The 16,666-nt window shown below is 39.6% G+C and carries 19 protein-coding genes; 3 read left to right on the plus strand and 16 right to left on the minus strand.

All coding sequences use genetic code 11. From position 1 onward, the window contains the following. Positions 1–39 precede the first annotated feature (39 nt). Genes QZ620_RS09855 through QZ620_RS09870 form a run of 4 tightly spaced genes read right to left on the minus strand, consistent with a single transcriptional unit; the run spans position 40 to position 3,274 of the window. Positions 40–714: a peptidoglycan DD-metalloendopeptidase family protein gene (locus QZ620_RS09855; RefSeq protein ID WP_295181171.1), complete on the minus strand. Its 675-nt coding sequence runs from the start codon at positions 712–714 to the stop codon at positions 40–42. A 41-nt stretch (positions 715–755) separates the two neighbouring features. Next, complete coding sequence (locus tag QZ620_RS09860; protein WP_295181172.1) at positions 756–2,156, minus strand: DUF4097 family beta strand repeat-containing protein; 1,401 nt, start codon at positions 2,154–2,156, stop codon at positions 756–758. Then, complete coding sequence (locus tag QZ620_RS09865) at positions 2,137–2,745, minus strand: hypothetical protein (RefSeq protein WP_295181173.1); 609 nt, start codon at positions 2,743–2,745, stop codon at positions 2,137–2,139. The genes QZ620_RS09860 and QZ620_RS09865 overlap by 20 nt, the downstream gene beginning before the upstream one ends. Then, positions 2,729–3,274 carry a sigma-70 family RNA polymerase sigma factor gene (locus tag QZ620_RS09870; protein ID WP_295181175.1) on the minus strand — a complete coding sequence of 182 codons (546 nt, stop codon included), beginning with the start codon at positions 3,272–3,274 and terminating at the stop codon, positions 2,729–2,731. The genes QZ620_RS09865 and QZ620_RS09870 overlap by 17 nt, the downstream gene beginning before the upstream one ends. Before the next feature lie 171 nt (positions 3,275–3,445). Between QZ620_RS09870 and QZ620_RS09875 the strand changes: the two genes are divergently transcribed. Continuing rightward, a complete protein-coding gene (locus QZ620_RS09875) occupies positions 3,446–4,045 on the plus strand; it encodes a DUF2911 domain-containing protein (RefSeq protein ID WP_295181176.1) in 600 nt (199 codons plus the stop codon). Between the two features lie 2 nt (positions 4,046–4,047). On the opposite strand, the gene QZ620_RS09880 is transcribed toward QZ620_RS09875, so the two are convergent. Beyond that, the gene (locus QZ620_RS09880) at positions 4,048–4,476 is read right to left on the minus strand and encodes an organic hydroperoxide resistance protein (protein WP_141878455.1); all 429 of its coding nucleotides are present in this window, start codon (positions 4,474–4,476) and stop codon (positions 4,048–4,050) included. Positions 4,477–4,580: 104 nt separating this feature from the next. Between QZ620_RS09880 and meaB the strand changes: the two genes are divergently transcribed. Beyond that, positions 4,581–5,657 (plus strand): methylmalonyl Co-A mutase-associated GTPase MeaB, encoded by a 1,077-nt coding sequence (gene meaB / locus QZ620_RS09885; protein ID WP_295181179.1) that lies wholly within the window; start codon positions 4,581–4,583, stop codon positions 5,655–5,657. On the opposite strand, the gene QZ620_RS09890 is transcribed toward meaB, so the two are convergent. The 5 genes from QZ620_RS09890 to QZ620_RS09910 all read right to left on the minus strand — a co-directional run bounded on the left by QZ620_RS09890 (position 5,654) and on the right by QZ620_RS09910 (position 10,246). Next, positions 5,654–6,220 carry a phosphatase PAP2 family protein gene (locus tag QZ620_RS09890; protein WP_295181181.1) on the minus strand — a complete coding sequence of 189 codons (567 nt, stop codon included), beginning with the start codon at positions 6,218–6,220 and terminating at the stop codon, positions 5,654–5,656. The genes meaB and QZ620_RS09890 overlap by 4 nt on opposite strands. Continuing rightward, positions 6,221–6,451, minus strand: a complete 231-nt coding sequence (locus QZ620_RS09895) for a hypothetical protein (RefSeq protein WP_141878458.1) — start codon at positions 6,449–6,451, stop codon at positions 6,221–6,223. A gap of 3 nt (positions 6,452–6,454) precedes the next feature. Next, positions 6,455–7,819 carry an MATE family efflux transporter gene (locus QZ620_RS09900; protein ID WP_295181183.1) on the minus strand — a complete coding sequence of 455 codons (1,365 nt, stop codon included), beginning with the start codon at positions 7,817–7,819 and terminating at the stop codon, positions 6,455–6,457. Between the two features lie 73 nt (positions 7,820–7,892). Then, positions 7,893–9,254, minus strand: coding sequence for a M20/M25/M40 family metallo-hydrolase (locus tag QZ620_RS09905; RefSeq protein ID WP_295181200.1), 1,362 nt, complete (start codon positions 9,252–9,254; stop codon positions 7,893–7,895). Between the two features lie 110 nt (positions 9,255–9,364). Beyond that, the gene (locus QZ620_RS09910) at positions 9,365–10,246 is read right to left on the minus strand and encodes a PPK2 family polyphosphate kinase (protein ID WP_295181185.1); all 882 of its coding nucleotides are present in this window, start codon (positions 10,244–10,246) and stop codon (positions 9,365–9,367) included. Positions 10,247–10,324: 78 nt separating this feature from the next. Between QZ620_RS09910 and QZ620_RS09915 the strand changes: the two genes are divergently transcribed. Then, the gene (locus tag QZ620_RS09915; protein WP_295181186.1) at positions 10,325–10,930 is read left to right on the plus strand and encodes a hypothetical protein; all 606 of its coding nucleotides are present in this window, start codon (positions 10,325–10,327) and stop codon (positions 10,928–10,930) included. Here QZ620_RS09915 and QZ620_RS09920 read toward each other — a convergent pair. The 6 genes from QZ620_RS09920 to QZ620_RS09945 form a co-directional block, all read right to left on the minus strand. After that, positions 10,927–12,093 carry a sigma-54 dependent transcriptional regulator gene (locus QZ620_RS09920; protein WP_295181188.1) on the minus strand — a complete coding sequence of 389 codons (1,167 nt, stop codon included), beginning with the start codon at positions 12,091–12,093 and terminating at the stop codon, positions 10,927–10,929. The two genes, QZ620_RS09915 and QZ620_RS09920, sit on opposite strands and share 4 nt — an antisense overlap. Continuing rightward, entirely contained in the window at positions 12,093–12,992 is a 900-nt protein-coding gene (locus tag QZ620_RS09925; protein ID WP_295181190.1) for a DUF6268 family outer membrane beta-barrel protein, read from the minus strand. The genes QZ620_RS09920 and QZ620_RS09925 overlap by 1 nt, the downstream gene beginning before the upstream one ends. After that, on the minus strand, positions 12,982–13,917 hold the full coding sequence (locus QZ620_RS09930) for a mechanosensitive ion channel domain-containing protein (RefSeq protein ID WP_295181192.1): 936 nt from the start codon (positions 13,915–13,917) through the stop codon (positions 12,982–12,984). Before QZ620_RS09930 ends, QZ620_RS09925 begins: the two co-directional genes overlap by 11 nt. Position 13,918: 1 nt before the next feature. Continuing rightward, positions 13,919–15,217 carry an ABC transporter permease gene (locus tag QZ620_RS09935; RefSeq protein ID WP_295181194.1) on the minus strand — a complete coding sequence of 433 codons (1,299 nt, stop codon included), beginning with the start codon at positions 15,215–15,217 and terminating at the stop codon, positions 13,919–13,921. Then, positions 15,210–16,139: an ABC transporter ATP-binding protein gene (locus QZ620_RS09940; protein WP_295181196.1), complete on the minus strand. Its 930-nt coding sequence runs from the start codon at positions 16,137–16,139 to the stop codon at positions 15,210–15,212. Before QZ620_RS09940 ends, QZ620_RS09935 begins: the two co-directional genes overlap by 8 nt. 206 nt (positions 16,140–16,345) lie before the next feature. Next, a partial coding sequence (locus QZ620_RS09945) for a DnaJ C-terminal domain-containing protein (RefSeq protein ID WP_295181198.1) occupies positions 16,346–16,666 on the minus strand: 321 nt, incomplete at its 5' end.

The following is a 16,666-nucleotide window of genomic DNA, read 5'->3' on the forward strand; positions in this document are numbered from 1 at the left end:
AAAATAGTTTACTTAGCATATATTTCCGAAGAGAAAGTTCTAAATTTTCAATAATAGATTAGGGTCAGGACAGTTCTGTAAATAACCTTCTAGCTCTTCTTTTCGAACCACACCTGGATAATCTGCTATCTTGCCCTGCATATCTTTGATGACCTGAAAATGCAAATGTGGCGCATAATCACCATTTTCGGCATAATCTCCGAGTTCAGCAATTTTATCACCTTTTTCGAATAGCATTCCTGTTTCCAGATTATCCAGAGAAGTGCGGGATAAATGTCCGTACAAGGTATAGAATGACTCACCATCAAGCTGATGCTCTAAAATAATCGTAGGTCCATAATCTCCAAAATTTGAGTTATCCTGAAAGCCATGAACTTTTCCATCCAATGGTGTTATAATATCTGAATAAGCAGGAACCCATACATCCAGCCCTATATGAATATTTCTATTCGAGCTCGAATGATTGAACAATTCGCTGCGATTATACAAAGTTCTTAGTTCATTGTAACCACCATAGGCAGCTTTAGCCGATCGGTTTCTCAGATATTCATCAATAAAAACCGAAAAAGCGGCAGATGATGCCACTTCCAGTTTCAGCAGATCCCTGTTATTTTGTGAGAGATCAATATATTCATAATCTTCCTGTGCATACTCTCCTCCTATTACCGGGGTGAATTCTGAAGTAAGACCTTTAATAAATTCCGAAAATTCCATTATTGCATTCAGCTTAGTAAGCCAAATGTAAGGGCTTGATCTTAATTTATCAATACATCGCTATAATTTGCCTTGATCGTGATATTACCGCTTCCATCTTTTGATTTGAAGTAACCATTCAGCATCTCGTTATCATAGGATTTTGTGGATTTCAGCTTCATGCCGGCTGGTTGCTTAATATTGCTTTGCATTCCATTAAAACTGAAATTAAAAGCAGTTTCAGGAACACTGAGTTCCAGATCGCTATTTTCCAGACTAATATTAAGATCCTGAAATCCTGAACCAAGGTTTTTGATGTCCAGCTTTCCAAAGCTACCACTAAGCACGCCTGTTTTTTGGAGTTCATTGATGACCACATCGCTACTATTCGATTCCAGTTTGATACTCACCGCCTTGTCTATTTTACAATTCTTCACAAATTCTGTAATTAGCACTCCATAGTCCCAGTGAGCAACTTTCACCGGTGAGTACGCTGCCTTTACCCTTGTATCTTTTCCGGTGAGTCTATTGGCTGAAAGCCGACTGTGAGACAGATCGGCTTTCAGATTTTTGACTGTACTTCCAAGTTTTAGCTCACCATGACGAACGTTCAGTTCCAGTTTTGCATCCTTCGGAACTTTGATCCTGATCGTTTTCTGATTTTTTGATGAATTGCTACTATTTCCAGTAAACATATGTCCACCATTGGCTTCCATATTAGCTTCGAACTGTTTTCCGAAATTTTCTCCCCAGGCTTCCATTTTCTTACCGAATTTTTCACCCCATGCTTCCATATCTTTTTCGAAATCCTTGCCCCAGGCCTCCATCTTCACTTCATATTCTTTTTCCCATTCTTCCGAATTCTTCTCGACTTCAGCAGCCCACTTCTCCATTTTCGCTTCGTATTCCTTACCGAACTTTTTGTCCATTTTAGACTCCCATTTCTTAAGGTACTTGTCACCGTCTTTTTTATAAGCGCTATAATCGAATTTCATTTCTTCCATATCATCGGCAAAACCTTCCGGTAACGGATTTTGTGCAATATTAGCAAGCAAAGGTCCCACAAGTTCATTCATCATAGGTTGCAGCATTTCAGGCAGCATAGACAATGGCTCTTCAAGTCCTGAAAGGTCCAGGTCAAGATTCATGTTCATATTGGTGTTCCCTCCTCCACTGGATTTGATCTTTACACGATCACCATTTTTAGAGGTCTTTACCTCCCAGTTTTCCAGCAGTTCTCCTGTCGCTTTTTTATTACCGGAATTTCCGTCCAGATAGGCTTCTACGGCAACCTCGTTCTTATCCCAGTTCTCTACAATGATATTGGTATACCTGGAATCCAGTTCCACGGTCACATTGGCTGAAGTTTTGTAGGAATTCTTCAGTTTACTTGTTTGAGCAAACGATCCTGCCGTGATAAAGAGCAGGATCAATAACATAAATTTATGCTTGATAGTTTTCATTTTTAAGGTCTTTTGATTGTTCGATTTCATCTAATTTGTTCTTCAATTTCTTTAGAAGATCCAGTCGAAGCTGCAAGTTCGCGATCATAGCTTCCACTGTTTCCTCATTCAAACCAGTCTCCTGAATTTCCGCATTAAGTGCGATATATTCATCATTAAGAGTTTCCAGTTTTCTCATAAATGCATCTATAAGTTCTTTGTTTCCTGGCGTCATGTCCAGTTTAGCCAATTGTATATTTAAACTGGCCATATAATAATCTTCGATCTTTTTAAACTCAGGGGAGACATCGCTCAACCTATAGTCGGTACCGGGAACTTCTTCACTTTCTACTTTTTCTTCGGAAGGAGTTTCCACTATCTGCGGTGAGTTTACTGTTTCAGCTTCGTTATTACTGAAGTATAAGAATGCTCCCACAGCCAGAGCGATCATAAGTCCTGCGGCTATCTGAAGGAAATGAAAATTGTTCTTCTTTTTCTCCAATGGCATAGCCCTATTCAATCGATCTTCAAAACGTTGCTGGTGCCCTGACTGAAGTTTGTGTTCCTGTTCCGGCTTCTCCTGAAACATCCTCCTAATATCCTGTCCCATGATTTAAGTATTTTAATTCTTCCTGCAATTTCTTTTTTCCTCTATGCACCAGAGTTCTGGATGCAACCTGGGTAATATCCAGGATTTCGCTTATTTCTTCATGATCGTAACCTTCTACTAAAAACAACATTAAAGGATACCTGTATTTTTCGGGTAACTCCTGCATTTTCAATTTTACTTCTTCTATCCCGATCCCGTCATCTATCTGCCAGTCATTCTCTTCTTCTACGGTGCCAAGTGTTTGCTCATTTATGGCTACCAGTTCCATTTTTCTTGCCTTGAGTTTGTCCAGACATTTATTGATCACGATCTTCTTCAACCAGGCACCAAAAGTGACCTCGCCATTGAATTGATGTAACTTAGAGAAAGCTTTAATAAATGCTTCCTGCATGGCATCCTCGGCCTCCATCGTATCCTTCATAAATCTCAACGCCACATAGTACATCCCGTCACAATATTTGTTGTACAGCTTCAACTGTGCCCTACGGCTGTTGTTTTGGCAAGCTTCTATTAGCTTATGCTGTATCAATTTAATTGGTATTTGATGGGTTAGTTCATTCTAAAGACGAACCATAAATGTCCGCGTTGCAAAAATTCCGAAATTTATTTTACAATCGCTCTATATTCTTACATTTAAAGCGATTAGCTTAAGTAAACCTTATGGCAGGTTTATTGGATATGTCTTAATAAATGATAGAAAATGAACAGTAAATTGAAAACAGGCTTGAGTATTGCCGGAGGATTGATCGTCGCTGGTTTACTTACCATGCTTATAATGAGATATACTACGAAAGCGCATAGCCCTGAGGATGTTGCTACCTATAAGCAAAACGGAATAGAACTGGAGGTCTTTTACAACCGGCCTTACAGGAAAGATCGTGAGATCTTTGGTGAACTTGTACCTTATAATGAAGTCTGGCGAACCGGCGGTAACGAAGCAACAACTTTTGAAACCACTTCAGATATTCTCGTGGATGGAAGTCTTTTGAAGGCTGGAAAATATACGCTCTGGAGCATTCCGAAGCAGGATAGCTGGAAAGTGATCTTCAACGATCAAATGTATCCATGGGGAATAAATATGGATAAGAAGGCCTATAGAGATCCACAATTTGATGCTCTGGTACTGGAGAGACCGGTTAAGAAATCTGCTGGAATTACCGAGCAATTCACTATTTCCTTTGAAGAAGCCGGTGACTTTGTTTCCATGGAACTTGTTTGGGATCAGGTTAAAATAGAGATCCCTATAAAAAAAGAAGAGACGCCTACAGGCGCCTCAACTAATGCTATTATATCTGGATGATATTAATCTTCGTCCAGCATCAGGTTTAGAGTAACATCAATGTTATCTCTGGTTGCTCTAGAATAAGGACAAACTTCGTGTGCTTCGTTTACCAGTTTTTCACCAGTTTCTACATCAACTCCCGGAATGTAAGTATCCAGAATTGCAGAAAGCTGAAGATTTCCAGAATCTGTCTGACCCAGTTTTACTGTAGCGGTCACGCTATAATCTCCAAGATCGATCTTGTGTTGTTTGGCAACATGCTCCAAAGCACTACCATAACAAGCGGAATATCCCGCTGCAAATAATTGTTCCGGGTTAGAATAGTCTCCACCTTCACCACCTAGGCTTTTAGGTTTTCTCAATTCCATATCCAGTATACCATCTTCACTACGAGTATGCCCGTTACGACCTCCCTGAGTAGTGACTGTAGTTTTATACAAATTCTTCATTGCGTAAAATAATTTAAGTAATTTAGTTTTCTCCAATATACCAAGCATTTAAAGATGCCTGAAAAACCTAGTCATAATTTTCTCATAAAAATTACCGCTTCATTTTGAACGAACATCAGCATAAGTCTGCGCTAAGCGAATCTCAAAGCAATAATTCCTCAGGAAATGTTAGTGCTGAATCTGCCCAAAGAATAAGAGATTCCCGCCGCAATAAATCTTCGGAAAAATCTTTACTGAAAGATTTGCTGGAAGGAAACAAGACTGCTTTGGGAAGAAGTATTACTCTGGTAGAAAGCAATCAACCAAAGCATAAAGAAATGGCTGAAGCGATCGTGGAAGGAGCATTGCCTCACGCCAAGAAATCGATTCGCGTTGGAATTACCGGAGTTCCCGGAGTTGGAAAAAGTACTTTCATTGAAAGTTTTGGCTCCTATCTTATTGAAAAGGGAAAAAAGGTTGCGGTCCTGGCAGTGGATCCCAGTAGCTCCGTATCTCACGGAAGTATCCTGGGAGATAAAACCCGAATGGAGAAACTGGTCACTCAAAAAAATGCCTTTATTCGTCCTTCTCCAAGTGGAGATTCTTTAGGTGGTGTCGCTCGAAAAACCAGGGAGAGCATTCTGCTTTGTGAAGCAGCAGGCTTTGATGTCATTCTTATTGAAACTGTTGGTGTTGGACAGAGTGAAACTACAGTTCATAGTATGACCGACTTCTTTTTACTTCTAAAACTGGCTGGTGCTGGTGATGAATTACAGGGAATTAAACGCGGCATCGTGGAAATGGCAGATGCTATCGTGATCAATAAAGCTGATGGCGAGAATCAGAAAGCTGCCCGTGAAGCAAGACTTGAATTTAAACGTGCGCTTCAACTTTACCCTCCAAAACCGAGTGAGTGGAAACCACAGGTACAGTTAATTAGTGCTTTATACGAAAAGGGCATTTCCGAAGTATGGGAAATGATTACTGAATTTAAAAGTTCCACCGACAAAAACGGTCATTTCGAACACAACAGGCAGGAACAGAATAAGTTCTGGTTGTTTCAGAGTATTAACGATCACCTGAAAAGTCAGTTTTACAATAATACTAAGGTTAAAATAGAACTTGAAAAGCAACTCAGATTAATCGAAGAAAATAGAACTACTGCTTTCACTGCCGCCCGAGCATTGCTGAAATTATCCTAATCCTTCAGAAACTTCAGAAAAAGATATTTCCTTAGTGCATGGAATAATAATCCAAAACTTATTCCTATCAAAATACCGGTAATAACATCTCCCGGATAGTGTACACCCAGGTAGATCCGGCTATACGAAACTACAAGAGCCCAGATACTTAAAAATAAAAGCATTTTTGGATACGTTCTTCGGAATAAAAGTCCGAGGAAAACAGCAACACCAGTTGAATTTGCAGCATGAGCAGAGAAATAACCGAACCTGCCACATCGTTCTGCTACATACCTCGCATATTCCATGACTCCTTCCTGCCGGCAGGGTCTTGGCCTTTCAAATCCATGTTTGAACAAATTCGCCAGCTGATCTGTAGCCGTAATAAGCAGTGTTACCACTATCATCGTAGACAGCGTGGCCTTCCAGCCAAATTTTCTAAATATCAAATAGAGCAATAGCGCGTATAATGGAATCGCCATCCATTTATCACTGATCGCGATCCAGAGCCAGTCCCACTCTTCTGCCCCCAGGTTATTGAGATACAGAAAGAGTTCTTTGTCCAGGGCTACTAATTTCTCCATTTAGTTCTCTTCGTACCTGCTTACTTCGCGGTCATAAAATTCAGAAGCATCTTTAATGATGCCTTCCATTTCACCAGATAATTCCTTTTCATCCTCTTTATCAAACTCTTCCAGCCATTCTACCTCATCATCTTTAAGGTCAATGACAAAGCGTGGAAATTCGGTATGTACCACAAATATTGATTCAGGATAATCGGTATTATCGCCTAATATGAACTTTGGTAATTCCATAGTTTATGTGTTTAATTTTGCTTCTTTGGTTCTAATTAATTTTCGGCTTAGATAATTAAATCGGAAATATAACATAATTGCTGAAGCCGTTAAACCGGCCAGTAAGCCGAGCCAGATTCCCATACTACCAAGCCTTTCTGGCTGCCCGTAATAAAAACTCACCGGAAAGCCGATGTTCCAGTAAGCGATAAAACAGAATACTGTAGGGATCTTAACATCTTGCAATCCTCTTAAAGCACCAAGTATCACTACCTGTATGCCATCGCTCAATTGAAATAAAGCTGCTATCACCAACAATTGTGCGGCAAGTGAGATCACTTCAGCATTGTCTATATAAAAAGTTGGTAAAATATCTTTCAAAAGAATAAATAGGAGTGCGAATACAGCTTCAATAAGGAAAACCAACAGGAAGATCGATATTCCTATTCGTCTTAATTCGCGGTATTTTTTTAATCCCACCTGATTTCCGACTCTAATAGTTGCCGTTACACCCAAACCAACTGCGATCATAAAGGTCATACTTGCAAGGTTAAGAGCGATCTGGTTTGCAGCCTGCGGATTCGTTCCCAGGTTTCCAGCCAGAATGATCGTCCCGGTGAAGATGGCCACTTCAAAAAGCATTTGTAAAGCTGTTGGAAATCCTAGGGATAACAATCTTTTAAAAATGCTCCATTTCAACATTTCCTTTTTAGACCATTTGAAGTACTCGGCAAATTTGGATTTCCTACGGAGAATCTCCCAGACGAACCAGAGCATAAAAAATCTTGAAATCAGGGTTCCCCAGGCAGCTCCTTCAAGTTCCAGTCGTGGAAATATCCAGATCCCGTAAATAAGAATATAGTTGAAAATAAGGTTTACCACGTTCGCCAGTAATGTTGCATACATCGCATACCTGGTTTGTGAGAGTCCGTCTGCAAATTGCTTGAACGCCTGGAAGGCCATTAATGGCAACATGGAAAGAGCTACAATATTAAGATACGGAATGGCCAGGTCCACTACCTCAGGTGGTTGATCAAGATAATACAGCAGAGGTTTTGCGATAAGCAGAATGATAAATAAGAACAAGCCATTCAGCGTACAGAGAATAAGACCGTGGTGGAAATAACTTCGACCACCTTCTACATCATTAGCCCCATCGGTTTCAGCAATAAGCGGAGTAATAGCAAAACTAAAGCCTATACCCAGAGACATTGCTATAAAAACCAGTGCATTTCCCAAGGAAACTGCAGCCAATGGAGCGGCACCCAATCTCCCTATCATCAAATTATCAACAAGGCCTACCATGACATGCCCTAACTGCCCGAGCATCACCGGGTAGGCGATGTTCAGGTTTTTACCGAATTCTTTCGTATAAGCTGATAATTGCAAAGCTCGAATTTAAGGTTGCAAAGGTAGAGCCTTTAAATTTCTTTTGAAGAAATGACCTTAAATAATTCTCTTCCTACTTCTTTAATTGCGGTGTATTGGATATAGAATCCAATCCGTATTTATCAACAAGATAAACCAGGGAAGCCATCGTTGCCGCACCCAATTCCAGTTCTCTTTTATTTACTGCATCAAAAGTATCATTCGCAGCATGATGATAATCGAAATAGCGTTGAGAATCTGGTCTCAAACCAGCAAGCACCGTATCGCCACCTTCCAGCGGACCAATATCTGCTCCACCACTACCCTTTTCAAAATAATGAATCAGGTATGGCTCGAAAAGTGGCTTCCAGGACAGAACTTTATTGAACTGAGAATCGCTCGCATTAAAAGTAAATCCTCTTGGAGTAAATCCTCCCGAATCACTTTCAAGTGCAAATACATGATCTTCATTTTTTTCCTTTGCAACATCAGCGTATTTGTTTCCACCACGAAGTCCATTTTCTTCATTCATGAACAATACAACTCGCAGCGTTTTTTTAGGTTGATACCCGGTTTCTTTTAGTAATCTAAGGACTTCCATAGATTGCACCACTCCTGCGCCGTCATCATGAGCACCATCTCCAAGATCCCAGGAATCTAGGTGACCACCTACTACCATGATCTCATTTGGAGTTTCAGAACCAGTAATTTCACCAATTACATTATAGGATTGCACATCTGGAAAGTTCTTGCAATTTATTTTAAAATATACCTGCAGGTCGTTCTGAATCTTTAGCATACTGCTTAAATATGCGGCATCGTTCGTTGAAATTGCAGCTGCCGGTATCTTTTGATCTTCTGTCAAATCACCATAACTCATAGAACCAGTATGTGGCAGATCATCCATTCGAAGATTCATAGAGCGCACGATAACGCCAACAGCTCCATATTTTGCTGCTTCCTCGGCGCCAGAATAACGTTGATCCACACAACCACCATAAGCTTCAAACGTAAGTATATGATCTGCTCGCATAGGTCGGTTATAGAAAACGATCTTTCCTTTTATCTGCTCTTCCCCGTATTCTTTTAATTGTTCCAATCCCTGTACCTCTATCACCTGTGCTTTCGTACCACCTTCAGCTGTAGCAATAGAACCACCAAGAGCAGTAATGTTAACATTACGAGTATCGCCAGGACCGGTTTGCACATAAGCAAATTCCCGACCACCGCGAGTCCACTTTGGAACCATCACCGGTTGTAACCAGACTTTGTCCAGACCTAAATTCTCCAGTTCCTTTTTGGTATATTCCACCGCCTGTTCAGCATTGAAAGAACCAGATAAACGTCCGCCTATTTCATTCGACAAGTGATCCAGCCACTCATAGCTTTTTCCATTTAGCAGCGACATATCATAGATCTTCCTGATATTTAGAGAATCTGAAGATTGCGCGATCATTGCTGAATGAATTCCGAAGAAGGACAGCGCCAGGGTACAAAGTATTTTTTTCATTAAATGGGATTTGGTCGCAAATTAAAAGAATTTAAAGAGTTCAAAAACTGAAGCTGCTATTTTTCAGCATTTAATTCTTCTTTGTATTGATCTAAATTTTCAAGTATTTCCGGAGCAAGTTCCGGTTCCTGCACTTCCTTATATTTTGAAAGTTCGTCTTTCAGGATCTTTGCAACCAGGTATCTTGCCGTTGGTTTGTCGTCTGCCGGGATGATGTACCACGGAGCATTTTCCGTAGAAGTCTTATTGATCGCTGCTTCATAACAATCCTGATATTTGTCCCAGAGTTTTCTTTCCTTGAGATCACCCGGAGAAAATTTCCAGTTCTTGCTGGGTTTGTTAAGCCTTCTTAATAAACGATCACGTTGCTCTTCTTTAGATAAGTGAAGGAAAAATTTAAAAATGATCGTTCCATTCTGGGCGATATGTTCCTCAAAATTCCGGATCTGCTTAAAACGCTGATTCCAGAAATTTTCATCTATATCTTCAACGCTGTTGATGCCAGGAATATTTTCATTCATGATATACCCGGGATGTACTCTTGTGACAAGCACATTTTCGTAATGAGTTCTATTGAATACCCCGAATTTACCACGCTCGGGCAAAGCGATGTAATGTCGCCACAAGTAGTCATGCTTCAGCTCCTTGTGAGAAGGTGTTTTAAAACTGTGCACCACCACTCCCCGGCTATTAAAATCTTTAAAAACCTCCCTGATCAAACTGTCTTTTCCGGCCGTATCCATTCCCTGCAGGCAAACCAGCACGCTATATTTATGGTGCGCGTACAGCACATCCTGCCAGTCACCAAGCTTTTTGCGAACATCTTTAAGTTCGTCTTTAATTTTATCTTCTGAAGCGTCCATCTCTATCTTTGTAGGCTTCTCTTTTAGTTTAATATTACCGATTACTTTGAGCTGGGTATGGTCTATTTTCTTCATAAGATTATTGAATGAACCACTAAAGATACAATCTTTATAAAAGTTAATTTTTTTATCTTCGCCACAAATTCATTCGGCTTGGACAAATTAGAGAGAAAAGATATCATCGATAAGGTCACAACACTTTTAAAAGAGATCCCTTCTTCTATGGATGTCGTTAAAAATGATGAAAACCGTGACAAGAGGTTCAGGTATCTCGCTACGCATATGGTAGAAAAGGCAATTGAGAAAGATGCACTTATCATTTCTGAAAATCGCCAGGGTATCGCCATTCTTTTCAAAACCAGTAAGAAAGACAATAATATCTGGAAGGATCTATGGTCTCAACTCAAGCTGGTTGCTAATGTAACAGGAGTGAAAAATGCGCTGGACATTCTAAAGACTCAGAAGTATATTAAGAATCAACGTCCTCAGGAAGGTGAATATCTATACTGCTGGTTCTGGGGAATTCTAAAAGAATACCGAGGTGCAGATACCCAGGTAGGGAAAGAAATGAAGGATGTTTTCTTTAGAACTGCACACGATACCGGTCTGGAATTATATGCAGAAACCCGCGGTAGAACGAATGCTATCGTTTACCAACGGGTTGGTTTTGATCTTTTTCATGAATGGGACCATCCAAGTGGAGACACCATGTATTTCCTTAAATATGATCCTAAAAAGCCTAGAAATAAAAGACCTTAGAACCTGCTTCCAAAAAGCTCTACGTCTTCCCTGGTAATTTCCTTACCTCCAAGAATAATGAGCCTTTCCACTACATTTCTAAGTTCTCGTACGTTTCCACGCCATTCACTTTGCTTTAGTAATTCGATAGCTTCTGAAGTGAATTCTTTCTTATTAGTTCCCTGTTCTGTAGCGATCTTTTCACTAAAATGTTCTACCAGAAGCGGGATATCATCTTTTCTATTTTTTAAAGCAGGAACTTCTATGAGAATCACAGCAAGACGATGGTAAAGGTCTTCTCTGAAATTATTTTCCTCGATCTCTTTTTTCAGGTCTTTATTGGTTGCCGCAACTACCCTTACATCTACCTTGATATCCTTGTCACTTCCAACTCTTGAAATTCTACTTTCCTGAAGTGCTCTTAAAACTTTTGCCTGAGCAGACATGCTCATATCCCCAATCTCATCCAGGAATATAGTTCCTTTATTAGCCGCTTCAAATTTCCCGGCTCTATCTTTATTTGCTGAAGTAAAGGCTCCTTTTACATGCCCAAATAGTTCACTTTCAATCAATTCTGAAGGGATCGCGGCACAGTTTACCTCGATCATAGGTCCTTTAGAGCGATCACTCTTCTGATGCAACCAGTGCGCAACAAGTTCCTTTCCTGTTCCATTTGGACCGGTTATAAGAACCCTGGCATCGGTATGAGCCACCTTTTCAATCATGCCTTTGATCCTGCTGATCTCTTCAGAATCACCAATCATTTCATAGTTCTTGCTTACCTTTTTCTTCAGCCGGGTATTTTCCACGACCAGTTCTTTTCGATCAAGGGCATTTCGAACAGTATTTAGTAAACGATTTAGATCCGGTGGTTTTGAAATATAATCAAATGCTCCGGCCTTCATGGTATTTACAGCGGTATCGAGGTCACCATGTCCAGAGATCATTACAACAGGGATTTCTGGCTTGATCTTTTTAGTTGCTTCAAGCACTTCCACACCATCCATCTTCGGCATTTTGATGTCACAAAGGATCAGGTCAAAATCTTCATTTTTCACCAATTCCATTCCTGCAAGTCCGTCTTCAGCTTCAGTAACATGATAATCCTTACTTTCTTCACTCAGTATTTTGTTCAGCACTCGTCTTATGCTTGCTTCGTCTTCTATCAGTAATATTTTTGCCATTAGAATATTGTAAATTTTATTCCGCTTCTCGCGTAAAATGTGTTTGTTTCATTGATGGTGTACAGATCCTCGCGATCTGCATCACGCAACCTGATATCGTTCAATAACGTATGTCCGCCATAAATGTATAGCTTCAAATGGTCGGTAATACTATATTGATAACCTAAACCACTCAGTAATATTGTCATGGAGATACTTTCTGCCTTTGGCCTGTCGTTAAAAACCAAAGGCTGCGTATCAATATTGCTTTGAATGTTCGCAAAAAATCCATCCAGTGTAACGAAGGCCTGTAATTCGCTGTTTTCGCTAAAATGATATTTCAAATTAGTCTTTGGAATACCCACGGTATAGGACCAGTTTTCTGCCCATTTTCTATAGTAGCTCACGATGGGCAATGGAAATGGAAATCCGGTAGTCGTGCTATATCGTAACCCAAGAATAAGTCTCCACGGAATTTCCACCTCTTCCTTATCTCTAATCCTTACAAAGAATACTGAACCAGTGTAGATAAGATCATCTGCTAATATGGTATTTTCAGAAAAATTTGAGGCTATCTTTAATCCTCCTTCAGCACCAAATCTCCAGTCATTACCAAATTTAAAAGTGTAACCCAAAGATCCGGTAAAAGACTGGAACCTATCAAGATCTGTTGTTTGAAATCCTGTAGGATCTTCAAATTTGAAATTAACGTTCCTGTATTCTACGCTCGGCACCAGGTAAGCACCATCTTTCTTCAAAGCAATTGGATAGGCTACCTGTGCTCTAAACCTTCGGAAAGAGTTATCTGAATTTTTCTGCGGAAAATAAGTGTATTCAATCCTGGCAAGATCAGCTGTCTGGGCATTCAGAAATGAAAAACCCAGTAAACATACGATCAATATCCAGGACTTATGCATCATTCTCTATGGTTTGATCATTAGGAATCTTATTCCCTGGCGGATAAAACATATGTACATCTCGCTGCGGGAACGGAATGGTAATATCGTTCAATCTGAACTTATCATTGATCTTGAATCTTAGTTCACTCTTCACCTTTGGATCTACAAAACTATCTGACACATAGAAATGTAATGCAAACATCAAAGCGGAATCCCCAAAATCCTCAAAAAGCACAAACGGCTCAGGCTTCTTTAAAATACCTTTTTGCTCCTTGGCGCATTCCAGCAGTATCATTCTAACCTTTTCAACATCACTGCCATAAGCAACTCCTACTTTAACCGATTCCCGGGTGGTCTTATGGTTCTGCGTATAGTTATATACTGTATCGCTTATAAATTTATGGTTTGGAATGATCATTACTTTATCATCCCTTGTAAGCGCCCTGGTAGTTCTTAGTTTAATTTCGAATACGCGTGCCACGCGGCCATCCAATTCTATAATATCTCCAACCAGAAGTGATTTATCAAGAATGATAAATATTCCACCAATAACATCCTGAAATAATTCCTGTAATGCCAGACCAAGTCCAACAAATAATGCGGCAGAAGCTGTTAGTAAGATAGTAACATCTACACCCGTGGAACTCAAAGTGATCAGGATCACCGTTAGATATACGAAGTATTTGATGAATTTAAAGACGCTTATAAACTTCAGCTTGTCTTCGTCCATCAATTTAGAGGTGATAAAAGATCGAATTAATCGTAATGCCACACTGGTCAATAGAAAGGACAGGATGACAATAATGACCATTCCAACGGTGATCTTTATATCATCGCCTCCTATCTGATAACTGAATCCGGCATTCCAGAAATCCTGGATCAAACCCCAGATATCTTCCTCAATTACTTCTGTAACTTTCTCTTTTGTAGATTGATCGTCCTGCATTCTAATACTTAAGCCACTTATACAATTCTTTATAGCTTGGTTTTTTCCCGTACATCAATATTCCCACACGGTAAATTTTTGCCGATAACCAAAGTACTGCGAAATTGGTTCCAATTAAAATAATGATGGAAATTAAGATTTCGTACCATGGAACACCAAATGGGATACGCATGAGCATAACAATAGGTGATGTAAATGGTATAAATGAAAATATGGTCGATACGGTCCCGTGCGGATTTTCCACTACGGAAAAGAAACCTACATAGATCCCTAAAATTAGAGGAAGTATAACCGGGAACATAAATTGTTGCGTATCGGTTTCACTATCTACCGCGGCTCCAATCGCTGCATAAACCGAACTGTAGAGAAAGTATCCGCCAATAAAGTAGATCACAAAGAAACTAAGCAGGCTGGCATATGGCAACTTCAGAATATCGATCACCAGCTGATTGATCTTTGGATTCCCGGCATTTTCCATCGCCATAGTTGCCGGCGTCTGTGCTGCCATAGGATCGATTCCTAAGAAAGTAGACAATCCTAATAATAGTGCACTTCCCAGAATTACCCAAACTACGAATTGTGTTAGTCCCGCAAGACTGGTTCCCAGAACTTTCCCTAATAATAACTGAAAGGGCTTCACTGAAGAAACTATGATCTCAATGATCCTGTTGGTTTTTTCCTCGATCACACTTCGCATGACCATATTCCCATAGATTATGATGAACATCATAAGCAGGTAACCGGCTGCACCACCAAAGAACATCTTGATATAATTAGACATTTTCGAGCTTTTCTCTCCCGAGAAATTCTGAATGTCCACGCTAACATCTGCTCTCGCTTTATCTATTTCTGAAACATCTATTCCTTTATCAATTAGTTGTTTACGGGTTAATTTATCTGATATGGTTTTCTCGATATTCTCTATAGTTCCAAAACCCGGTGTCTCTTTTCCGAAGAATTCGATCGTATCTGGTTTGCCGCTAATAGAATTGAGAGGAGAGATATGGATGAGTCCGAAATATTCATTTTCCAGAACCTGAGTCCTGGCAAGTTGAAGATCTTTTTCTGATAGATCCAGATATTGAACCTGCTCTCCATCTTTAAATTCTTCAGCAAATATTCCTGTGTCATCATGAATTCCAATGATCTTTTGATCGGTACTATTAAGCATACTCAAATAACCAATCAACATGATCATTCCCACAAAGATGAGCGGACTCAAAAATGTCATCACGATAAAGGTCTTGTTGCGTACCCGGGCTAGATATTCCCTGCTAATGATCAACTTTAAATTACGCATTCTGAGTCACAGTTTTAATGAAAATATCGTTTACTGAAGGAATCACCTCCACAAAATGGTTCACCTTCGCCTGGCTGAGTAAATATCTAAGCAACTCATTAGAATCATCCTTTTCACCAACCTTGATGGTTAGTTTAAGATCATCCTGAATACTCTTGTACTTAGCGGGCCCAACTTCAAATTTTGACTGCAGGTCTGCATACAAAGCATTTTTATCTGCCGTTTCCAGACCTATTTCAAAAGTGTTTGAAGTATATGCTTTTTTGATCTCGTTGATTGGGCCATCCAGTAATTTATTCGATTTATGGATTAGTGCTATATAATCGCAAAGCTCTTCCACACTTTCCATACGGTGAGTAGAGAATAGAATAGTAGCTCCTTCTTCTCTCAATTGCAGTATTTCGTCTTTGATAAGATTCGCGTTCACAGGATCGAATCCACTAAAGGGTTCGTCAAAAATCAGAAGTTTTGGGCGGTGTAAAACAGTGATCACAAATTGTACTTTCTGAGCCATTCCCTTAGACAGTTCCTGGATCTTTTTATCCCACCATTCTTCTATCTCCAGTTTCTCGAACCAGTATTTAAGCCGTTCTTTAGCTTCAGCTTTACTCAATCCTTTTAATCTCGCCAGATATAGCGCCTGTTCTCCAACTTTCATGGATTTGTAGAGCCCTCTTTCTTCCGGCAAATAACCAATGTGAGCGATATCATCTGGATGTAATGGTTTGCCATCAAGATATACCTTGCCTTCATCTGGCATGGTGATCTGGTTGATTATCCTGAGAAAGGTAGTTTTTCCTGCACCATTAGGACCTAAGAGTCCAAAAATACTTCCGCGCGGGATACTTAGAGAAACATCGTTGAGAGCTGTAAATTTTCCGAAGCGCTTGTAGACATTCTCGGCAACCAAAAGATTATCCATAGAGTTCTTTATAATATGTTAAAGATATAGAAATAGCAACAGAGAAAAAGTCGATTAAGAAGATTTTATTATTCAAAAAAGTCCTTAAAAACAAAACCCACCCTTAATAAATTAAGGATGGGAAAAAAATTGCTATGAAAAAGAAAAATTATCGCTAAAAGACTTAGCGATAATCAAATATATAAAAATTTTCTTAAAATTGGATTTTATGAAAACATATCTTTCACTTTTTCAAAAAATGATTTGTCGCTTTTTTCTGGATTCGGCTGAAAGTTCTCGTCATTAGCCATTCTCTCGAAAAACTCTTTTTGTTCTTTATTTAAAGTTTTAGGGGTCCATACATTTACATGAACCAACAAATCTCCTTTTCCGTAGCCATTGATACTACTAATACCTTTACCGCGAAGACGTAAAATCTTTCCTGACTGTACCCCTTCTTCAATCTTGATACGCACTTTTCCAGTTACCGTATCGATCTCTTTGGAAGTACCAAGAGCTGCTTCAGTATAACTTATATAAAGATCATA

It is taken from the genome of uncultured Christiangramia sp. (assembly GCF_913046405.1).
Classification (GTDB): Bacteria; Bacteroidota; Bacteroidia; order Flavobacteriales; family Flavobacteriaceae; genus Christiangramia; species Christiangramia marina.

Bases quoted from the DNA above. Each gene is read 5' to 3' on its own strand.
- QZ620_RS09855 (WP_295181171.1), bottom strand. From the start codon at position 714: ATGGAATTTTCGGAATTTATTAAAGGTCTTACTTCAGAATTCACCCCG.
- QZ620_RS09860 (WP_295181172.1), bottom strand. From the start codon at position 2,156: ATGAAAACTATCAAGCATAAATTTATGTTATTGATCCTGCTCTTTATC.
- QZ620_RS09865 (WP_295181173.1), bottom strand. From the start codon at position 2,745: ATGGGACAGGATATTAGGAGGATGTTTCAGGAGAAGCCGGAACAGGAA.
- QZ620_RS09875 (WP_295181176.1), top strand. From the start codon at position 3,446: ATGAACAGTAAATTGAAAACAGGCTTGAGTATTGCCGGAGGATTGATC.
- QZ620_RS09880 (WP_141878455.1), bottom strand. From the start codon at position 4,476: ATGAAGAATTTGTATAAAACTACAGTCACTACTCAGGGAGGTCGTAAC.
- QZ620_RS09890 (WP_295181181.1), bottom strand. From the start codon at position 6,220: ATGGAGAAATTAGTAGCCCTGGACAAAGAACTCTTTCTGTATCTCAAT.
- QZ620_RS09895 (WP_141878458.1), bottom strand. From the start codon at position 6,451: ATGGAATTACCAAAGTTCATATTAGGCGATAATACCGATTATCCTGAA.
- QZ620_RS09905 (WP_295181200.1), bottom strand. From the start codon at position 9,254: ATGATCGCGCAATCTTCAGATTCTCTAAATATCAGGAAGATCTATGAT.
- QZ620_RS09910 (WP_295181185.1), bottom strand. From the start codon at position 10,246: ATGAAGAAAATAGACCATACCCAGCTCAAAGTAATCGGTAATATTAAA.
- QZ620_RS09920 (WP_295181188.1), bottom strand. From the start codon at position 12,093: ATGGCAAAAATATTACTGATAGAAGACGAAGCAAGCATAAGACGAGTG.
- QZ620_RS09925 (WP_295181190.1), bottom strand. From the start codon at position 12,992: ATGATGCATAAGTCCTGGATATTGATCGTATGTTTACTGGGTTTTTCA.
- QZ620_RS09930 (WP_295181192.1), bottom strand. From the start codon at position 13,917: ATGCAGGACGATCAATCTACAAAAGAGAAAGTTACAGAAGTAATTGAG.
- QZ620_RS09935 (WP_295181194.1), bottom strand. From the start codon at position 15,217: ATGCGTAATTTAAAGTTGATCATTAGCAGGGAATATCTAGCCCGGGTA.
- QZ620_RS09940 (WP_295181196.1), bottom strand. From the start codon at position 16,139: ATGGATAATCTTTTGGTTGCCGAGAATGTCTACAAGCGCTTCGGAAAA.